Here is a 16,151-nt window from a genome sequence, read left to right as displayed (position 1 = left end):
GATGGACTTCGAACCGTTTGAATATCCAGATGCGACTTTAATCGCTGGTGTGGACGAAGTTGGCCGAGGGCCGCTGGTTGGTGCTGTTGTCACTGCCGCTGTTATTCTTGATCCTAACAACCCTATTGAAGGGCTGACAGATTCTAAAAAGTTAACTGAAAAAAAACGCGAAGTGTTGTTTGAGCAGATCAAAGAAAAAGCACTCGCGTGGTCTCTTGGCCGGGCAGAGCCCGAAGAAATTGACGAAATCAATATTCTTGCTGCCACCATGCTTGCCATGGAGCGAGCCGTAAATGGTCTTTCCATTGCGCCTGACTATGTCTTGATTGACGGTAACCGCGTGCCATCGGGTATCAAAGTACCTGCACAAGCCATTGTGAAAGGTGATTTACGTGTTGCCGAGATCAGCGCTGCGTCGATTCTTGCCAAAGTGGTTCGTGATCGTGAAATGGAAGCCTTGGACAAAGAATATCCGCAATATGGCTTTGCCAAGCACAAAGGCTATCCAACCAAAGCGCACTTTGAGGCGTTAGAGCAACATGGTGCCATTGAAGGCTATCGAAAGAGCTTTAAACCTGTCAAAAAAGCCCTAGGCCTTGCATAATGTTCCGAGGGGAAACGCATTTTCCCCTCAACGATTTCTTTCCTTAAACCAGTAACGTACGAGTTCTATGTCAGACCCACGCTATATCCACCTTCGTGTTCACAGTGACTACTCCATGGTCGACGGCCTGTCGAAAGTGCCGCCTTTGGTCAAAAAAGTTGCTGAAATGGGCATGCCTGCAATGGCATTGACAGATTTTACGAACTTATGTGGTTTGGTGAAGTTCTACAACACGGCGCAAGGTTGCGGCGTTAAGCCTATTATTGGCGCGGATTTTAAAGTGCAGTCGGACGCATTCGGAGACGATTTGTGTCAGCTGACCGTGCTCGCAGCAAACAATGTAGGGTATAAAAACCTGACGTTGCTGATTTCTAAAGCTTATCTACGTGGTCATGTTCAGCATCAACCTGTGATTGACCAAGCATGGCTTGAAGAGCTTAAAGATGGCTTGATTATTTTATCGGGTGGTCGTCGTGGTGATTTAGGTAAGTCATTGCTAAAAGGCAATATGGGCCTTGCCAAGCAATGTGCTGAGTTTTATCAAACACACTTTCCTGATGCGTATTACATCGAATTGACGCGAACAGGTCGCCCTGATGAAGAGGCCTACCTGCACTTTGCTCTGGATTTCGCTTCTGAAAACGATTTACCCGTCGTGGCAACCAATGAAGTGTGCTTCATTACGTCGGATCAGTTTGATGCTCATGAAATTCGTGTCGCGATTCATGATGGCTACACGCTTGCAGATCCACGCAGACCAAAAAATTACAGCGAGCAACAGCATCTTCGTACTGAAGACGAGATGTGCGAACTGTTCCATGACATTCCAGAAGCCCTCGCTAACACGGTTGAAATTGCAAAACGTTGTAATGTGACCGTGCGTTTGAACGAGTACTTCCTGCCAAACTTCCCGACAGAAGGGCTAGAGATTGGCGATTTCTTGGTGAAGAAGTCACAAGAAGGCCTCGAAGAACGTCTTGAGTTCCTTTTTCCCGATCCTGCAGTTAGGGCGGAGAAACGCCCAGAATACGATGAACGCCTTGATATTGAATTAGGCGTGATTAACCAAATGGGATTCCCAGGTTACTTCCTCATCGTAATGGAGTTTATCCAATGGTCAAAAGATAACGATATTCCTGTGGGGCCGGGACGTGGTTCTGGTGCGGGTTCGCTTGTTGCATACGCATTAAAAATCACAGATTTGGATCCGCTGGAATTTGACCTCCTTTTCGAACGTTTCCTTAACCCTGAACGTGTATCCATGCCCGACTTTGACGTCGACTTCTGTATGGATAAACGCGATAAGGTGATCGATCACGTTGCCGAAATGTATGGCCGTGATGCGGTATCTCAGATCATTACCTTCGGTACCATGGCGGCAAAAGCGGTAATTCGCGACGTTGGCCGTGTGCTTGGTCACCCCTACGGATTTGTTGATCGCATTTCCAAATTGGTTCCGCCGGATCCGGGGATGACCCTCGCGAAAGCGTTCGATGTCGAGCCACAGTTGGGTGAGTCATACGAAGGTGATGAAGACGTTCGCGAACTGATTGATATGTGTCGTATCCTTGAAGGGTGTACACGTAACGCCGGTAAGCACGCGGGTGGTGTTGTTATCTCACCGACCACGATCACTGACTTTGCGCCTCTGTATTGCGATAGCGAAGGTCATTACCCTGTTACCCAATTCGACAAGAATGACGTTGAAACCGCGGGCTTGGTTAAATTCGACTTCTTGGGTCTGCGTACGCTAACGATCATCGATTGGGCACTCAAGATGGTTAACCCTCGTCTTGCGAAGGATGGGTTAGATCCTATTGCGATCGAAGCGATACCGATGGATGACGCGGCGTCGTTCCGTTTATTGCAAAACTACGAAACGACAGCGGTATTCCAGTTGGAATCCCGCGGGATGAAAGATCTTATCAAGCGTCTTCAGCCCGACTGTTTTGAAGATATGATCGCACTGGTTGCTCTGTTCCGTCCGGGACCATTGCAATCAGGGATGGTAGATAACTTTATCGACCGTAAGCGTGGCCGCGAAGCTGTTTCATACCCTGATGAAAAGTGGCAGCACGATTCCCTAAAAGAAATTCTTGAACCGACGTACGGCATCATTCTGTATCAAGAACAGGTTATGCAGATCGCACAGGTTTTGTCTGGTTACACCCTAGGTGGTGCAGACATGCTTCGTCGTGCGATGGGTAAGAAAAAGCCAGAGGAAATGGCCAAGCAGCGCGCAACCTTCCAAGATGGCGCAGTGAAGAATGGCGTCGATGGCGAGTTGGCGATGAAAATCTTCGACTTGGTTGAAAAATTTGCAGGTTACGGTTTTAACAAATCGCACTCCGCCGCCTATGCGCTGGTTTCTTACCAAACACTGTGGCTTAAAACGCATTACCCAGCAGAATTTATGGCCGCCGTAATGACGGCGGATATGGATAATACCGACAAGATCGTTGGTCTGGTGGAAGAATGCCGTCGCATGAAGTTGACGATGTTGCCGCCTGATGTAAATGCTGGCTTGTACCGTTTCAATGTGAATGAAAAAGGCGAGATCGTTTACGGTATTGGTGCGATTAAAGGTGTGGGTGAAGCACCGATTGAAAACATCATTAAAGCGCGCGAAGCAGGCGGTTATTTCCGTGACCTGTTCGATTTCTGCGCCCGTATTGATACCAAAAAAGTGAATAAGCGTGTTATTGAAAAATTGATCCAATCGGGCGCGCTTGATCGATTAGGTCCTCACCGTGCTGCGATGGTCGCATCGTTAGATAATGCGATTAAGTCAGCGAGCCAACATCATCAGGCTGAAGCATTTGGTCAGGCTGATATGTTTGGTGTGTTGACCGATGCACCTGAAGAGGTTGAGCACAAATATGCGAATGTGCCACATTGGCCTGAAAAGGTATGGTTGGAAGGTGAGCGTGAAACCTTAGGCTTGTATCTCACGGGTCACCCGATCAATAGCTACGTAAAAGAGCTCAAGCATTACATTACGTGGCGTTTGGAAGATGCTCACGCCACGAAGCGAGATGTGGTTTCTACCGTTGCGGGGTTGGTGATAGCCGCTCGCGTAATGACAACCAAGCGTGGAACGCGTATCGGTTTGCTGACGTTGGATGACAGATCGGGCCGTATGGAAGTGATGCTGTTCTCAGATGCATTAGAAAAGTACTTGGATCTCTTAGAAAAAGACCGAATTTTAGTCGTTTCGGGACAGGTCAGCTTTGATGACTTCAACGGTGGCCTTAAAATGTCGGCGCGAGAGGTGTTAGATCTCGCCCAAGCACGCGAAAAATATTTGCGTGGTCTTGCTATATCGGTGACCGAAGGGCAAATTGATAATAAATTCTTCGAGAGATTCAGTGAGATCCTTGAACCGCACAGAGCGGGAACGGTTCCAGTAAACTTGTACTATGAGCGTGACGATGCCCGCGCGAAACTGGTCTTAGGAACAGAGTGGCGCGTTACGCCAGACGATAAATTGATAGACGATTTAAAAACCCTACTCGGCGAAAAGCAGGTCGAGTTGGAATTTGACTGATACTTTTGCCTCGTTAAATGATTAATGGGGCATTTCATTACCTGAACAGGATTCTTTCTCTATGAGTCTTAATTTCCTTGAATTTGAACAGCCAATTGCTGAATTGGAAGCAAAAATTGAAGCCCTGCGCGTAGTGTCCAAGCGCGGTGACGATCCAGAAGCTGTCAATCTTGATAAAGAAATCGAGCAATTGGAGACAAAAAGCACTGAATTGACCAAAAAAATCTTCAGTGATTTAGGCGCTTGGCAAGTTGCTCAGCTTGCTCGTCATCCACGTCGTCCTTACACCTTGGACTATGCAGACCTTATCTTCACTGAGTTTGAAGAATTGGCCGGTGACCGTGCCTATGCTGATGACAAGGCGATGGTTGGTGGTATGGCGCGAATTGATGGTCGCCCAGTGATGGTTATTGGCCATCAAAAAGGCCGCGAAACACGCGAAAAGGTGATTCGTAACTTTGGCATGCCAAAACCTGAAGGTTACCGCAAAGCGCTGCGCCTGATGAAAATGGCTGAGCGCTTTAAAATGCCTATTATTACTTTCATTGACACTGCGGGTGCTTACCCTGGAGTTGGTGCTGAGGAACGTGGTCAATCAGAAGCGATTGCGCGTAACTTGAAAGAAATGGCAGGTTTGACTGTGCCAGTTATCTGTAACGTTGTGGGTGAAGGTGGCTCCGGTGGTGCGCTTGCTATTGGTGTGGGTGATTACGTGAACATGCTTCAGTACTCAACGTACTCGGTTATTTCTCCTGAAGGTTGTGCTTCAATCTTGTGGCGTGATTCTGATAAAGCCCCGCTAGCAGCGGAAGCGATGGGCATGACTGCGCCTCGTCTAAAAGAGTTGGGCTTGATTGACTCTATCATTGCCGAACCAATGGGCGGTGCACACCGTGATGCAGCTCTGACTGCTGCAAACATCAAAGCGCTGCTTATAGAGCAGCTAGATGATCTTGCACCGTTGGATGAAGAAGCATTGCGTGAGCGCCGTTATCAGCGCCTGCTGAACTATGGATATTGCTAAGCAGTTTTTATAGATTCCAGACAAGAAACTGAAAGGGCCTGATTAGGCCCTTTTTTGCATCTGAATGTTATGATTAGCCTAATCAGTTTGCTTTGAGGCACACATGTTGTTCTCTGTTTTTGAAAATGTTCTCGATGCCCATTTATCATCTTCTCGCCAAATCGTGTTGGCCTTGAGCGGTGGTATCGACTCGCGTGTCCTGCTCGATCTTCTCTCTACTTACAGGGACGTTCACCCGCAGCACCGTTATTTAGTCATCCATATCCATCACGGGCTTAGCCCACATGCAGACTCTTGGATGACGCAGTGTGGCGAGTGGGCGAGTGACGTTGGCATCCCTTTTAAAGGCGTTAAAGTACGAGTCAAAAATAACGGAGAAGGCATTGAAAAAGCGGCGAGAACGGCGCGTTATCAAGGGATTGAAGACAATGTAGAACCGAATGCCCTTATCTTGACGGGACAACATGCCGATGATCAGGCAGAAACATTCCTTTTAGCACTCAAAAGAGGCAGCGGACCCGCAGGGTTATCTGCAATGCCAGCACTTCGTCCAATGGGCCAAGCATTTCTTTTAAGGCCTCTGTTATCTGTAACGCGAAGGGACATTGAAGCCTATGCCGAGCAACGGGGGCTAAGTTGGGTAGAAGACGAAAGCAACCTTGATTGTAAATTTGACCGCAATTTCATTCGACAACGCTGGTTACCGCCGGCGCAATCTCGATGGCCTGGACTCGTTAAGGCCATTAACCGCACTGCGTCTTTATGTGCTGAACAAGAAGCCTTGTTGGAAGAATTACTTCAAGAACATGATGCCATTGTGTGTCCAGACTCTGTGGTTATCTCTCTGCATGCCCTCAACGGCTACTCAGCGAAAATGCAGTCAGCACTTGTTCGCCGCTGGCTGAAACAAACCACTGGGCTTTCTGCTTCTCAAGCTCAGCTAAGCATGCTGTTTTCCTCGGTAATTGCTGCGTCAGACGACGCGAACCCCAAGCTTTACCTTGGGGGTTGGCAAGTAAGACGCTTTCAATCTCAGCTTCACGCTGTCCCTAAGTATGAAGACATCTCTGATTGGCGTGCGTCACTGAAGCGAGGCGTGTTTATCGAACTGCCAAATGAATGCGGTCAATTAGGGATATTTGACGCTGAAAGCGCATTCAAATTTGATAATTTTGATGCTCAAGGTAATCGAGTTAGCGTGCAACTACGTAAACCTAAACTTGATGAAAAAGTGTCCATACGTTTTGATCCTGAAGGTGTGCTCGCTCATCCCCTTGGACGGCAGGGCAAACGCAAGCTGAAGAAGCTGTATCAAGAATATGGTGTGCCGAGTTGGATGCGAAGACGGACACCACTTCTATACTTTGGAGAAACAGTGGCAGCCGTTGCAGGGTTGTTTGTTTGTGAAGGCTTTGAAGGTCAGGACTGTGACTTTGTCTGGCACAAAACTCATTGATTAAGTGCGTAAATGTTATTCACGTGTAAAAATTGATTAGTTCGACATAACAATAAGTGAGGAAGCAATGAAACATCTTATCTCTTTGGGGCTGGTTGCCATGATGGCGGCTGCTCCCTCATTTGCCGCTGGAGATGCGGAAGCTGGAAAAGCGAAAGCAGCAATCTGTGCTGCATGCCATGGTGCAAATGGTATTGCTGCGATTCCGGGGTACCCAAACCTAGCTGGTCAAAATCCGCAGTACATTGTTTCTGCGCTCAAAGCCTATAAAAATGGAGAGCGCACCAGTGCGCAAGCTGCAATCATGAAGCCTCAAGCAACGATGCTAAGCGATGCAGACATGGAAAACCTCGCGGCATATTTCGCACAAATGAAGTAACCGTTCAGCAGGTTCTGCCAACAGAAGCCACAACAAATGTTGTGGCTTTTTTATTGCCTTCGGACTAACTCGCAGATTTATATTTTGTTCGCTCGTTTTTTAGCCATTCAAATTCACTGCTATTGCTATTAATGCCAGAGTTTACTAGTGTACTAGCTCACTGATACATTGTTAGAGGTTAACTCAATGGCAGCAGGACGTGAGCATTTTAGTTCTCGACTTGGTTTTGTTCTTGCCGCTGCAGGTGCAGCGGTTGGTTTAGGTAATATTTGGGGTTTTCCTACGCAAGCAGCAAGTAATGGGGGCGGAGCATTCCTTCTCGTCTATTTGCTACTGATCCTTGTGGTTGCTTATCCTATGCTCGTCGTCGAAATGGCGATTGGGCGTCATGGTCAGGCCAACCCTATCGACAGTATGCGTGCCTTAGGAAAGACACCGCTGACGAAAAAACTGGGTGGTGGCGTCGGTTTCATCGGATTGATGGTGCCATGCCTTGTCTTGGCGTTTTACAGCATCGTGGGTGGCTGGTTAGTGTCATTCATGTTGGCTGCTGGGGCTGATTTAGTCGGTTTACATGCAGCATCAGATTGGCTAAAAGGCTTCTCGGTTGGCCGCAACCTGTTTGGTGCAGGAGTGTTCTATTTACTGACTATTTTGATCGTTCAAGCTGGTGTGAAAAACGGCATAGAAAAGTGGTCAACGCGTTTAATGCCGGCGTTGTTTGTATTGTTCGGCGTGATGTTTATTTATGTGATGACATTACCGGGAGCAAACGAAGGCCTTGCACACTATTTGATCCCGGACTTTTCAAAGATCATGGACAGTGATTTGATTTTAGCGGCAATGGGGCAGGGCTTTTTCTCTCTCACCATTGGTGGTTGTTCCATGCTGATTTATGGCTCATACCTTAGCCGTAAAGAAAATCTACCTAAGATGGCGATGAACGTGACGCTGGTGGATACCGCGGTGGCTGTTGTAGCAGGCTTAGTCATTATGCCAGCCATGTTTGCTGCCATGGCACAGGGTGTCGAAATTTACGATCAAAACGGCGACCTGCTTAGTTCGTCCACACTGGTGTTTGATGTTCTTCCTATGTTGTTTGATGGTCTAGGTGTTGCGGGCACTTTCATTGCTTTGGTGTTCTTTGTTCTGATGACCATTGCAGCACTGACATCGTCAATTTCCATGTTGGAATGCCCTGTTGCTTTAATGAATGAGCGTGTCGGTACATCTCGCTCAACGGCGAGCTGGTTACTGGGTAGCGCGATTGCAGCTTTCAGTGCGGTGATTGTGTTTAACTTTGGTGATCTATTTGGCCTCGTGGCGACGGTTGCAACACAGTACGTCCAACCTATTGCCGCGCTTTTGTTCTGTTTGTATGGTGGTTGGGTTTGGAACCGTCATCAAAAGTTACAGGAGATGCGTGAAGGGTTTGACGATATTGAGCAGAGCCTGTTTTGGAAAGTATGGCCTTTCTATGTGAAATTCGTTTGTCCGGCATTGGTCGCAGCGGTTATCTGGATGTCTGTTGCGTAAACGCAAACCTGCGCGGCTAAGAATGAAAAAACGGAAGCTGATGCTTCCGTTTTTAATTGGGGGACGGTAAAGAGTTATCGAAACTGCTTTTGTTCTTCCATGTAGTCAAAACCAGCAGTCGCCAGTTTGTTTTTCAGTGCTTCGGCATCAATATCAAAGTATCTAACGAGATCTTCTAAAGAATTGAAATCATCTCTCAGCTTCATGTTCACAATGCTCATCAGCATCACTGTATCCATGTTCTCAAAGTTTTTCAGATTCATTAGGCATCCTCATGGTCACTGATCAGCAAATTTGCTGCCGCAAATGCTGCCTGATCGCGAGTCTCTTCTGGAAGAGAGTCGTCTGATGCAATTGAGTTTAAGGTTTTGATCGCACAGTGAATGGCTTTTGGAATATAGCCTTGTTCACCGCTGCCAATTTCTGCATAGCGTTGACGAACCAACGTGCAACAATCGTAGACTTGCATAGTCACTCCTAAATAAAACGCTGAGTGAAATATATCGTAAAAAGGGAGACGAAAGGAGAGAAAACGGCGTGAATAGGGGGGATTATGCAGGACGACGGCGGCTATTCTTGTGTCGGTACATACCTCGATCTGCACGCTCAAACATGGATGTGCTGTTGTCGCCTTGTTGATAGATAGAGCAGCCGACAGAACTGGAGATATTGTGAGATGTGAGCAAGGCATCTTTTGATATGAGTGTTTTTAATCGCTCATTCACTAATTGTGCTGACTCGCGTGTAGCGGGTGTCAGTAGAACGGCAAATTCATCACCACCAAGCCTGTAGCAACGATCAGAGGCGCGAATAGCTTGCTTCAAAAGCAGAGCAAAGCGGCGTAGCACTTTATCACCATCTAAGTGACCATAGGTGTCATTGACCTGTTTGAAATTATCCATGTCGAAAATCATTAAGATCAAACCATGATCTTGGCGTTCTGTGAGTGCGATAGATTGACGAATATCTTGTTCAAAACTGGTGCGGTTGTTCAGGCCTGTTAAGTTATCAAGCAAGGCAAGGTTTCTAACGCGATTGTATTCAATTGCATTGCTCAATGGCCCTGCTAGTAATCTGTGGTACGTGTGGATCAGGCTTATCTCATCAGTGTCGAGTTTGTAGGGCGTGCAATATTGCAGCATGCCCAATGGAGACTGCGCGAATTTGATGGAGAAGGTTTGACGGTAATCGGTGGAGCCACCACGCCGAACAATGTGAGAAATCTCGTTGTGTTCCCAGATAAGACGGGAGATATCGATTTGCTTTTCGAGTTCTCGGCAAAAAACCTCGAAAAGCGAATCTATCTCGAGCCTGCCTTGCAGTTTTTGTAGCACTATCAGACGCTGATCTGCGGCTAAAGGAACGCGGCGCGATTGTATCGCTGTTTGCTTTAACTGTTCCAGTTGTCGAGTACTCATCGATAATGCCTCTAAAATCCATTACTGCGGGCTAGTTATACTTAAAGCAAAAAGTATTCCAAATGATCGATCTTACGATGATTAATCTGTTTAACAGGTTTTATTCGATGGAGAGAAACGCCGTCAAATCGGATCGACGATTTTGAGCATCTTGGTATCCCATGTCAATTAAGTGGTTGATATATTTCGGCTCAAAAAGCAGATAACTGGTGATCGCTGCATCTTCAACCGGGCTAATGCCCAGTAACCTCATTAAGCCCCTAACAGCAATAGGCATATGAGAATAATACTTCTCAACCAAGGGCTCAAATGGGCTGGAGGGGGAGAGGTGGAAGGCAGATACTTGCCGCAGCGCCAAATTTTCGGCTTTTTTACTGTCGAGCGAAGAAACGATGTTGTTCATTCTATCGAGGTGCTCAAGATCGGCTGACAATGTATCGGCGAAGATCGCATCCATTAAATGTCCGCCTAGCGTCGCAAGCCCTGGCGCACTGGGTACGGCTTGTTTGCTCTTAGTTTGTGGTGGCGCTAAATCAATGATGAGGAGCTTCTCTGCCCCCATCTTTAAAGCGGGTCGTAGCGGTGCAATTTGGTGTACAGAACCATCCCCGTAATAACCATGCCCAATCTGAGATGCGGGGAAAACAATCGGAATTGCAGATGAAGCAAGCAAGTGTTCTGTCGTGATTTGGCATTGCTGCCCGATTGCCCGTGAGCGTACCCAAGGTTTGATCTCAGGTTGTCCCTGATAGAAGGTGACGGACTTACTGGTTTGATAATTCGACGCCGTAATGGCTAAGCCATGTAAGTGCTTGTTGATTATTTGGTGTTCTATCTTGTTGTAGTTTATGACGTTGTTGAGCAGTGTTCTGAGAGGGCGATTGTCGAGTAGGCCAAAAGGCGGGGCGCAGTGGTACTGTGCGCGCATACGCGCAAACCCTTGTCGTCCTAAATGATGCAGTATGTCGCCGTAGGAGCTACTAAAAACATCTTTGGTGTGAAGCTTCGACCAAAGCCAAGACAATTTTTTGACGCCGAGTCGGAAAGATGACGAATGGCATGCGAGCGATGTTGCGTTGAGTGCGCCTGCCGAGATTCCGCAATAAATCGTAAAAGGGCTGGCATGGACGCGTGGATACCATTCAGAAATCGCTTTCAACACGCCCACTTGATATGCAGCACGTGCCCCACCCCCACTGAGTATCAGAGCGACCTTTTGAGGTGCGCTTTTGGTGCTTTTATTCTTCTTCTTCATGTGATGGCCGATTCATCCTTGGATCTCTGTGGTTATAACAACTTTAGCATGCCGTATTAGTTGGGCTTGGTATGCATAGCGAGCTTTGAAGCTATTGTTATTCAACTGTTTCCATAACGAGTGTGATGGAACGCTAAAAGCTGGGTCATTTATTGAGCACTAGTCAATACAATAGAACGGTGAGTGTTATATTTTTATTCATGACTCGATGTTGGATAACTACATGGCCCCTTCATTCACTGCATTGGTTGCAGATGACGACAAAGCCTTAGCAAAGCTTGTTGAAGTACTTCTACGAAAATGGGGACTAGACGTCATTGTTGCAAATGATGGTCTGGAAGCATTAGAAGTCATGATGCATCCTAATCCTCCATCTTTGTTACTTCTTGATTGGGAAATGCCGGGATATAGCGGTATTGAACTGTGTGAAAAGATCTGCCAAATCGAAACATCAAACCCGCCTTATATTATTATTTGCACCGCGCGCGACAGTGCAGAACATATCGCGTTGGGGCTAAATAAAGGGGCTAATGATTATGTGCCCAAGCCTTTTAATACACAGGTGCTTCGTGCTCGTGTTGATGTTGGGATCCGTACGTTAGAGCTTCAATCTCGGTTGGTGGATGCGATGCATCGTTTAGACCATCTTGCCAGTTACGACGAACTGACGGGGTTGCTTAATCGCAGGGCACTGTTTGAACGTTTAAATGAAGATTTCTCTCGTATAGAAAGAGAGAAGGGGAAGTTGTGTTTTGCCCTGTGTGATATCGATTGGTTTAAGAAAGTAAACGATACTTATGGTCATCCTGGTGGAGATGCATTATTGCGCCAACTTGGAGGGCTGTTAGGTCACAAGCTTCGCCCTTATGACAGAGTAGGTCGAGTAGGGGGAGAAGAATTTTGCTTGGTGTTTTCGCCGCATGATGAAAAAGAAGCGTTCATTGTTTTAGAGCGGTTGCGTGAATCGATTGAGTTGTATGAATTTACGTTCGATGGAAAACGTATTCCGGTAACGATGAGCTTTGGGGCAACCATGGTTGATGCGAAAGAAAAGCTCGGAAGTGTGGACGAGTATTTTAAGCTTGCGGATGATGCCTTGTACCTATCGAAGGAGAAAGGCAGAAACTACGTCACGTTTTCCGAAAATGTGCTTTAAAAAAACGCCTCCAACTTGGAGGCGTTTTTGTTTGAATCATTAAGCCATTTGAGACTTAACGTATTCAACCATTGCGTCTATTTCAACAGGCACTTTTTCACCGTTACGGCGGTGTTTGTATTCAAACACACCGTTGTCCATGCTGCGCTCACCGATAATGATGGTATGTGGAACACCCACCAATTCAATGTCAGAGAACATAACGCCAGGACGTTCTTTACGATCATCAAACAACACTTCAATGCCCGCAGCCGTTAGAGCAGCGTACAGCTTCTCTGCCGCTTCACGTACACGCTCAGATTTATGCATGTTCATTGGAACGATTGCAACACTGAAAGGTGCAAGTGATTCTGGCCAGATAATGCCGTTTTCATCGTGGTTCTGTTCAATAGCAGCCGCAACAACGCGAGATACGCCGATACCGTAACAACCCATCTCAAGGATAGTGTTCTTACCATCAGGGCCCAGTACGCCAGCATTCATTTTTTCTGAGTAGTTTGTACCCAACTGGAAGATATGGCCAACTTCGATACCACGCTTAAGTTGAAGCGTACCTTTGCCACAAGGGCTTGGATCGCCGTCAACAACAGTACGGATATCGGCAACATCACCCAACTCGACGTCACGGCCCCAGTTAATACCGAAGTAATGTTTATCGTCGATATTGGCACCCGCACCGAAATCACTCATTGCGGCAACACTGCGGTCAGCAATGAAGGTCAATGATAGGTTTACAGGGCCAAGAGAGCCTGGGCCTGCGCCAACTGCTGCACGAATTTCTTCTTCAGTTGCAAATTCAAAAGGAACAGCAACTTGTGGCAGTTTTTCAGCCTTGATTTCGTTAAGCTCGTGGTCACCACGAACGAGCAACGCGACCAATTCACCATCAAACTCTTCCGATGCTTTAACAAACAGTGTTTTAACGGTCTTTTCAATTGGAAGGTTGAATTGCTCAACAAGCTCCGCGATGGTTTTTGCGTTCGGCGTATCAACCATCGTCATTTCTTGTGTTGCTGCTTCACGTTCACCTGCAGGTGCTAGCGCTTCAGCCATCTCAACGTTTGCTGCGTAATCAGACTCTGTTGAGAATGCGATTACGTCTTCACCACTGTTCGCAAGAACGTGGAATTCGTGAGAAGCAGAACCACCAATCGCCCCGGTGTCAGCAAGCACTGGACGGTAATCAAGACCCATACGGTCGAAAGCAGCACAGTATGCGACGTGCATTGCTTCGTATGATGCTTGTAGACCTTCTTTGTCCAAATCGAAGCTATACGCGTCCATCATTGAGAATTCACGTGCACGCATTGCGCCAAAACGAGGGCGTCTTTCGTCACGGAATTTCGTCTGGATTTGGTACAAGTTCAATGGAAGCTGCTTGTACGAGTTGATTTCATTGCGAACCAAGCTGGTAACCACTTCTTCAGCGGTAGGGCTCAGAATAAACGGACGCATGTGACGGTCAGTAAAGCGCAAAAGCTCAGGCCCCATCTTTTCAGAGCGACCCGTTTCTTCCCAAAGTTCAAAGGGCTGAACCACGGGCATTAGAATTTCAATAGCGCCAGCGTTATTGATTTCTTCACGAACGATTTTTTCAACCTTTTGAAGAACACGCAAACCACTTGGCATCCAGGTATATAGGCCTGACGCCAGTTTGCGGATCATGCCAGCACGCAACATTAGCTGGTGGCTAATGATTTCTGCGTCGTTTGGCGTTTCCTTCAGAGTACTAAGAAGGTATTTACTGGTACGCATCTATGCTATCCGTTTATCTAGTTACATTATGGAAGGTAATAAGTAGGCCATATTACCAGTGACAACCCTAATCGCAAAAGGCTTCTATCGTTGTCACAACGATGGTTGGTTCATCAACGATAAACTTCACGTTTAGATCGAAAAGATGAACAGCATATTCTTTCTTGTCGTCTTTGCCCTTTTTATAGGCTGGGCGAGGGTCTTGAGCTAGCACTTCTTTGATGACTTGTGCCTTTTGTTGGCCATCATTGATCTTTGATAGTGCACAATTTGCTTCCGCGCTGAATGAAACATCCAGTGTTTGTGGCGCTTCGCTTGCGTAGCCACCAATCGCATCTGGAACTGCATCTGAATACGGAATGTAGGGCTTTATGTCGACAACAGGTGTGCCATCAACAAGATCACAACTACCGATCTCAATGATAACTTGGCTGTCAACCCTGCGAACGTTTTTAATCGCTACAACAGACATGCCAATGCCGTTTGGACGAAAAGTCGCTCGACTGGCAAATACACCAACTCTTTCGTTACCGCCTAAACGGGGTGGGCGAACGGTTGGTGTCCAACCTTGTGTGAGGTTTTGATCAAACAAGAAGAGAATCCAAATGTGTGAAAATTGAGTTAAGCCGCGTACAGCATCTTCGTTATTGGCATCCCCTGTCAAAATGATTGATGCCTTTGCGCTAGGTGCTAATCCAGGCTGACGAGGAACAGCGAACTTTTCTTTGAATGGGGATTGAATGTGACCCACAGGGACAAGTGAGTAATTCATAAGGTAACTCTCTATTTCATTTGATGCAGACTTTACCACAACGAGATGAAGAGACCGTGTGACAATAGATGATGAGCGAATTGCATGTCATAATCGCGCACTAAGCATATATAGAGGGCATAGCTTTGGCCAATCCAGCGGTATTTATTGATAGAGACGGCGTTATTAACGTTGATCATGGTTACATCAGCAAAGTCGACGACTTTGAATATATCGACGGTGTATTCGATGCATGTCGTGCATTGAAAGAGATGGGCTACTTGCTTGTACTCGTAACGAACCAGTCAGGCATTGCTCGTGGTTATTACACCGAAGACGACTTCCTTTCCTTAACTGAATGGATGGACTGGAATTTTGCAGACAATGGCGTAGATTTTGATGGTATCTACTATTGTCCGCATCACCCTGAACATGGCGATGAAACTTACAAAAAGGACTGTGATTGTCGCAAACCTAAGCCGGGAATGCTTTTAGACGCGAGTCAGTTCTTGAAGATCGACATGGATAAGTCAGTCATGATTGGTGATAAAGCCGATGACATGCGAGCCGCCGAAGCTGCCGGTGTTGCTACAAGGATTCTTGTACGCACCGGAAAACAAGTATCAGAAGAAGGAGAGGCGTTAGCAACGGCTGTACTCGATAGCATTGCTGATGTGCCTGCCTATTTAAAAGAAATATAAGCCACAGGCGTATTTTCTTTTTAGTGAATATATCTATCTAAACAGCCCATTTGGGCTGTTTTTTTATCACAATGATGATGTTTTGAGCACTTGAACTGCTTTTTGAAGAAAAACTGATTTTTTTGTCAAAAAGGTATTGCCAAGAGCGATTCACTCCCTATAATGCGCTCCCTGTTGGCACGGCAAAGTTCGCAGCTAACATGAGGAAAGCAAAAGTGCTTGACTCAAAAAAGGAGTTGAGTTTAAATCTCTCTCCGCTCAGCGAAGCTGGGCAGCTCTTTAACAATTTGACCTATACAATCTGTGTGGGCACTCGTACTTGATAGACATAAGATTTATCAATGAACTGAGTGACCCAAGATGGTTGAGCTCTTCGGAGTGATGCTATCAACACAGTCAATGCAGATTTGCCTACGGGCAAAAAAGTAATTCAGTATTCATTGAGCGTTAGACCTGTTTCTTCGGAGATGGGGATAACAACAAAATTCTAATTGAAGAGTTTGATCATGGCTCAGATTGAACGCTGGCGGCAGGCCTAACACATGCAAGTCGAGCGGCAGCGACAACAA

General features: G+C 46.6%; 14 protein-coding genes and 1 rRNA gene. 9 read left to right on the top strand and 6 right to left on the bottom strand.

Translation table 11 applies throughout. The annotated features are described in order from the left end of the window. Position 1 precedes the first annotated feature (1 nt). The 6 genes from rnhB to BM082_RS21230 all read left to right on the top strand — a co-directional run bounded on the left by rnhB (position 2) and on the right by BM082_RS21230 (position 8,546). Entirely contained in the window at positions 2-604 is a 603-nt protein-coding gene (rnhB, locus tag BM082_RS25205; protein WP_017009863.1) for a ribonuclease HII, read from the top strand. A gap of 67 nt (positions 605-671) precedes the next feature. Next, complete coding sequence (gene dnaE / locus BM082_RS21250) at positions 672-4,151, top strand: DNA polymerase III subunit alpha (protein WP_074928533.1); 3,480 nt, start codon at positions 672-674, stop codon at positions 4,149-4,151. A gap of 61 nt (positions 4,152-4,212) precedes the next feature. Beyond that, on the top strand, positions 4,213-5,175 hold the full coding sequence (gene accA, locus BM082_RS21245; protein WP_017011455.1) for an acetyl-CoA carboxylase carboxyl transferase subunit alpha: 963 nt from the start codon (positions 4,213-4,215) through the stop codon (positions 5,173-5,175). Positions 5,176-5,278: 103 nt separating this feature from the next. Further along, positions 5,279-6,631, top strand: coding sequence for a tRNA lysidine(34) synthetase TilS (gene tilS, locus BM082_RS21240; protein WP_017014272.1), 1,353 nt, complete (start codon positions 5,279-5,281; stop codon positions 6,629-6,631). A gap of 67 nt (positions 6,632-6,698) precedes the next feature. Then, entirely contained in the window at positions 6,699-7,010 is a 312-nt protein-coding gene (locus BM082_RS21235; RefSeq protein ID WP_017011457.1) for a c-type cytochrome, read from the top strand. A 186-nt stretch (positions 7,011-7,196) separates the two neighbouring features. Then, positions 7,197-8,546 (top strand): sodium-dependent transporter, encoded by a 1,350-nt coding sequence (locus BM082_RS21230; protein WP_017017487.1) that lies wholly within the window; start codon positions 7,197-7,199, stop codon positions 8,544-8,546. A gap of 74 nt (positions 8,547-8,620) precedes the next feature. On the opposite strand, the gene BM082_RS21225 is transcribed toward BM082_RS21230, so the two are convergent. From BM082_RS21225 to BM082_RS21210, 4 genes are all read right to left on the bottom strand, one after another. Further along, positions 8,621-8,809, bottom strand: a complete 189-nt coding sequence (locus BM082_RS21225) for a DUF4250 domain-containing protein (RefSeq protein WP_017011459.1) — start codon at positions 8,807-8,809, stop codon at positions 8,621-8,623. Next, complete coding sequence (locus tag BM082_RS21220) at positions 8,809-9,015, bottom strand: YaeP family protein (RefSeq protein WP_017011460.1); 207 nt, start codon at positions 9,013-9,015, stop codon at positions 8,809-8,811. The genes BM082_RS21225 and BM082_RS21220 overlap by 1 nt, the downstream gene beginning before the upstream one ends. An 82-nt stretch (positions 9,016-9,097) precedes the next feature. Beyond that, positions 9,098-9,964: a GGDEF domain-containing protein gene (locus BM082_RS21215; RefSeq protein ID WP_017014270.1), complete on the bottom strand. Its 867-nt coding sequence runs from the start codon at positions 9,962-9,964 to the stop codon at positions 9,098-9,100. A 100-nt stretch (positions 9,965-10,064) separates the two neighbouring features. Further along, positions 10,065-11,219: a patatin-like phospholipase family protein gene (locus BM082_RS21210; protein ID WP_017011462.1), complete on the bottom strand. Its 1,155-nt coding sequence runs from the start codon at positions 11,217-11,219 to the stop codon at positions 10,065-10,067. Between the two features lie 223 nt (positions 11,220-11,442). Between BM082_RS21210 and BM082_RS21205 the strand changes: the two genes are divergently transcribed. Next, a complete protein-coding gene (locus BM082_RS21205) occupies positions 11,443-12,375 on the top strand; it encodes a GGDEF domain-containing response regulator (protein ID WP_017011463.1) in 933 nt (310 codons plus the stop codon). A 39-nt stretch (positions 12,376-12,414) separates the two neighbouring features. Here BM082_RS21205 and BM082_RS21200 read toward each other — a convergent pair whose 3' ends face one another. Together BM082_RS21200 and tsaA are read right to left on the bottom strand one after the other, a co-directional pair. Beyond that, complete coding sequence (locus BM082_RS21200; RefSeq protein ID WP_074928531.1) at positions 12,415-14,130, bottom strand: proline--tRNA ligase; 1,716 nt, start codon at positions 14,128-14,130, stop codon at positions 12,415-12,417. 67 nt (positions 14,131-14,197) lie between these two features. Beyond that, positions 14,198-14,902 (bottom strand): tRNA (N6-threonylcarbamoyladenosine(37)-N6)-methyltransferase TrmO, encoded by a 705-nt coding sequence (gene tsaA, locus BM082_RS21195; RefSeq protein ID WP_074928529.1) that lies wholly within the window; start codon positions 14,900-14,902, stop codon positions 14,198-14,200. Positions 14,903-15,027: 125 nt separating this feature from the next. Here tsaA and gmhB point away from each other — a divergent pair, with 125 nt between their 5' ends. Both gmhB and BM082_RS24845 read left to right on the top strand, forming a co-directional pair. Then, positions 15,028-15,582, top strand: coding sequence for a D-glycero-beta-D-manno-heptose 1,7-bisphosphate 7-phosphatase (gmhB, locus tag BM082_RS21190; protein ID WP_074928525.1), 555 nt, complete (start codon positions 15,028-15,030; stop codon positions 15,580-15,582). A gap of 488 nt (positions 15,583-16,070) precedes the next feature. Next, positions 16,071-16,151 (top strand): 16S ribosomal RNA (locus BM082_RS24845); the annotation flags it as partial.

It is taken from the genome of Enterovibrio norvegicus DSM 15893, assembly GCF_900115495.1.
Taxonomy (GTDB): Bacteria; Pseudomonadota; Gammaproteobacteria; order Enterobacterales; family Vibrionaceae; genus Enterovibrio; species Enterovibrio norvegicus.
Note: the sequence above shows the minus strand (reverse complement) of the source record. Positions and strands in the feature narration are given on the sequence as shown.

Coding starts and splice junctions, on each gene's coding strand:
- rnhB (WP_017009863.1), top strand. CDS start 2: ATGGACTTCGAACCGTTTGAATATCCAGATGCGACTTTAATCGCTGGT.
- dnaE (WP_074928533.1), top strand. CDS start 672: ATGTCAGACCCACGCTATATCCACCTTCGTGTTCACAGTGACTACTCC.
- accA (WP_017011455.1), top strand. CDS start 4,213: ATGAGTCTTAATTTCCTTGAATTTGAACAGCCAATTGCTGAATTGGAA.
- tilS (WP_017014272.1), top strand. CDS start 5,279: ATGTTGTTCTCTGTTTTTGAAAATGTTCTCGATGCCCATTTATCATCT.
- BM082_RS21235 (WP_017011457.1), top strand. CDS start 6,699: ATGAAACATCTTATCTCTTTGGGGCTGGTTGCCATGATGGCGGCTGCT.
- BM082_RS21230 (WP_017017487.1), top strand. CDS start 7,197: ATGGCAGCAGGACGTGAGCATTTTAGTTCTCGACTTGGTTTTGTTCTT.
- BM082_RS21225 (WP_017011459.1), bottom strand. CDS start 8,809: ATGAATCTGAAAAACTTTGAGAACATGGATACAGTGATGCTGATGAGC.
- BM082_RS21220 (WP_017011460.1), bottom strand. CDS start 9,015: ATGCAAGTCTACGATTGTTGCACGTTGGTTCGTCAACGCTATGCAGAA.
- BM082_RS21215 (WP_017014270.1), bottom strand. CDS start 9,964: ATGAGTACTCGACAACTGGAACAGTTAAAGCAAACAGCGATACAATCG.
- BM082_RS21210 (WP_017011462.1), bottom strand. CDS start 11,219: ATGAAGAAGAAGAATAAAAGCACCAAAAGCGCACCTCAAAAGGTCGCT.
- BM082_RS21205 (WP_017011463.1), top strand. CDS start 11,443: ATGGCCCCTTCATTCACTGCATTGGTTGCAGATGACGACAAAGCCTTA.
- BM082_RS21200 (WP_074928531.1), bottom strand. CDS start 14,130: ATGCGTACCAGTAAATACCTTCTTAGTACTCTGAAGGAAACGCCAAAC.
- tsaA (WP_074928529.1), bottom strand. CDS start 14,902: ATGAATTACTCACTTGTCCCTGTGGGTCACATTCAATCCCCATTCAAA.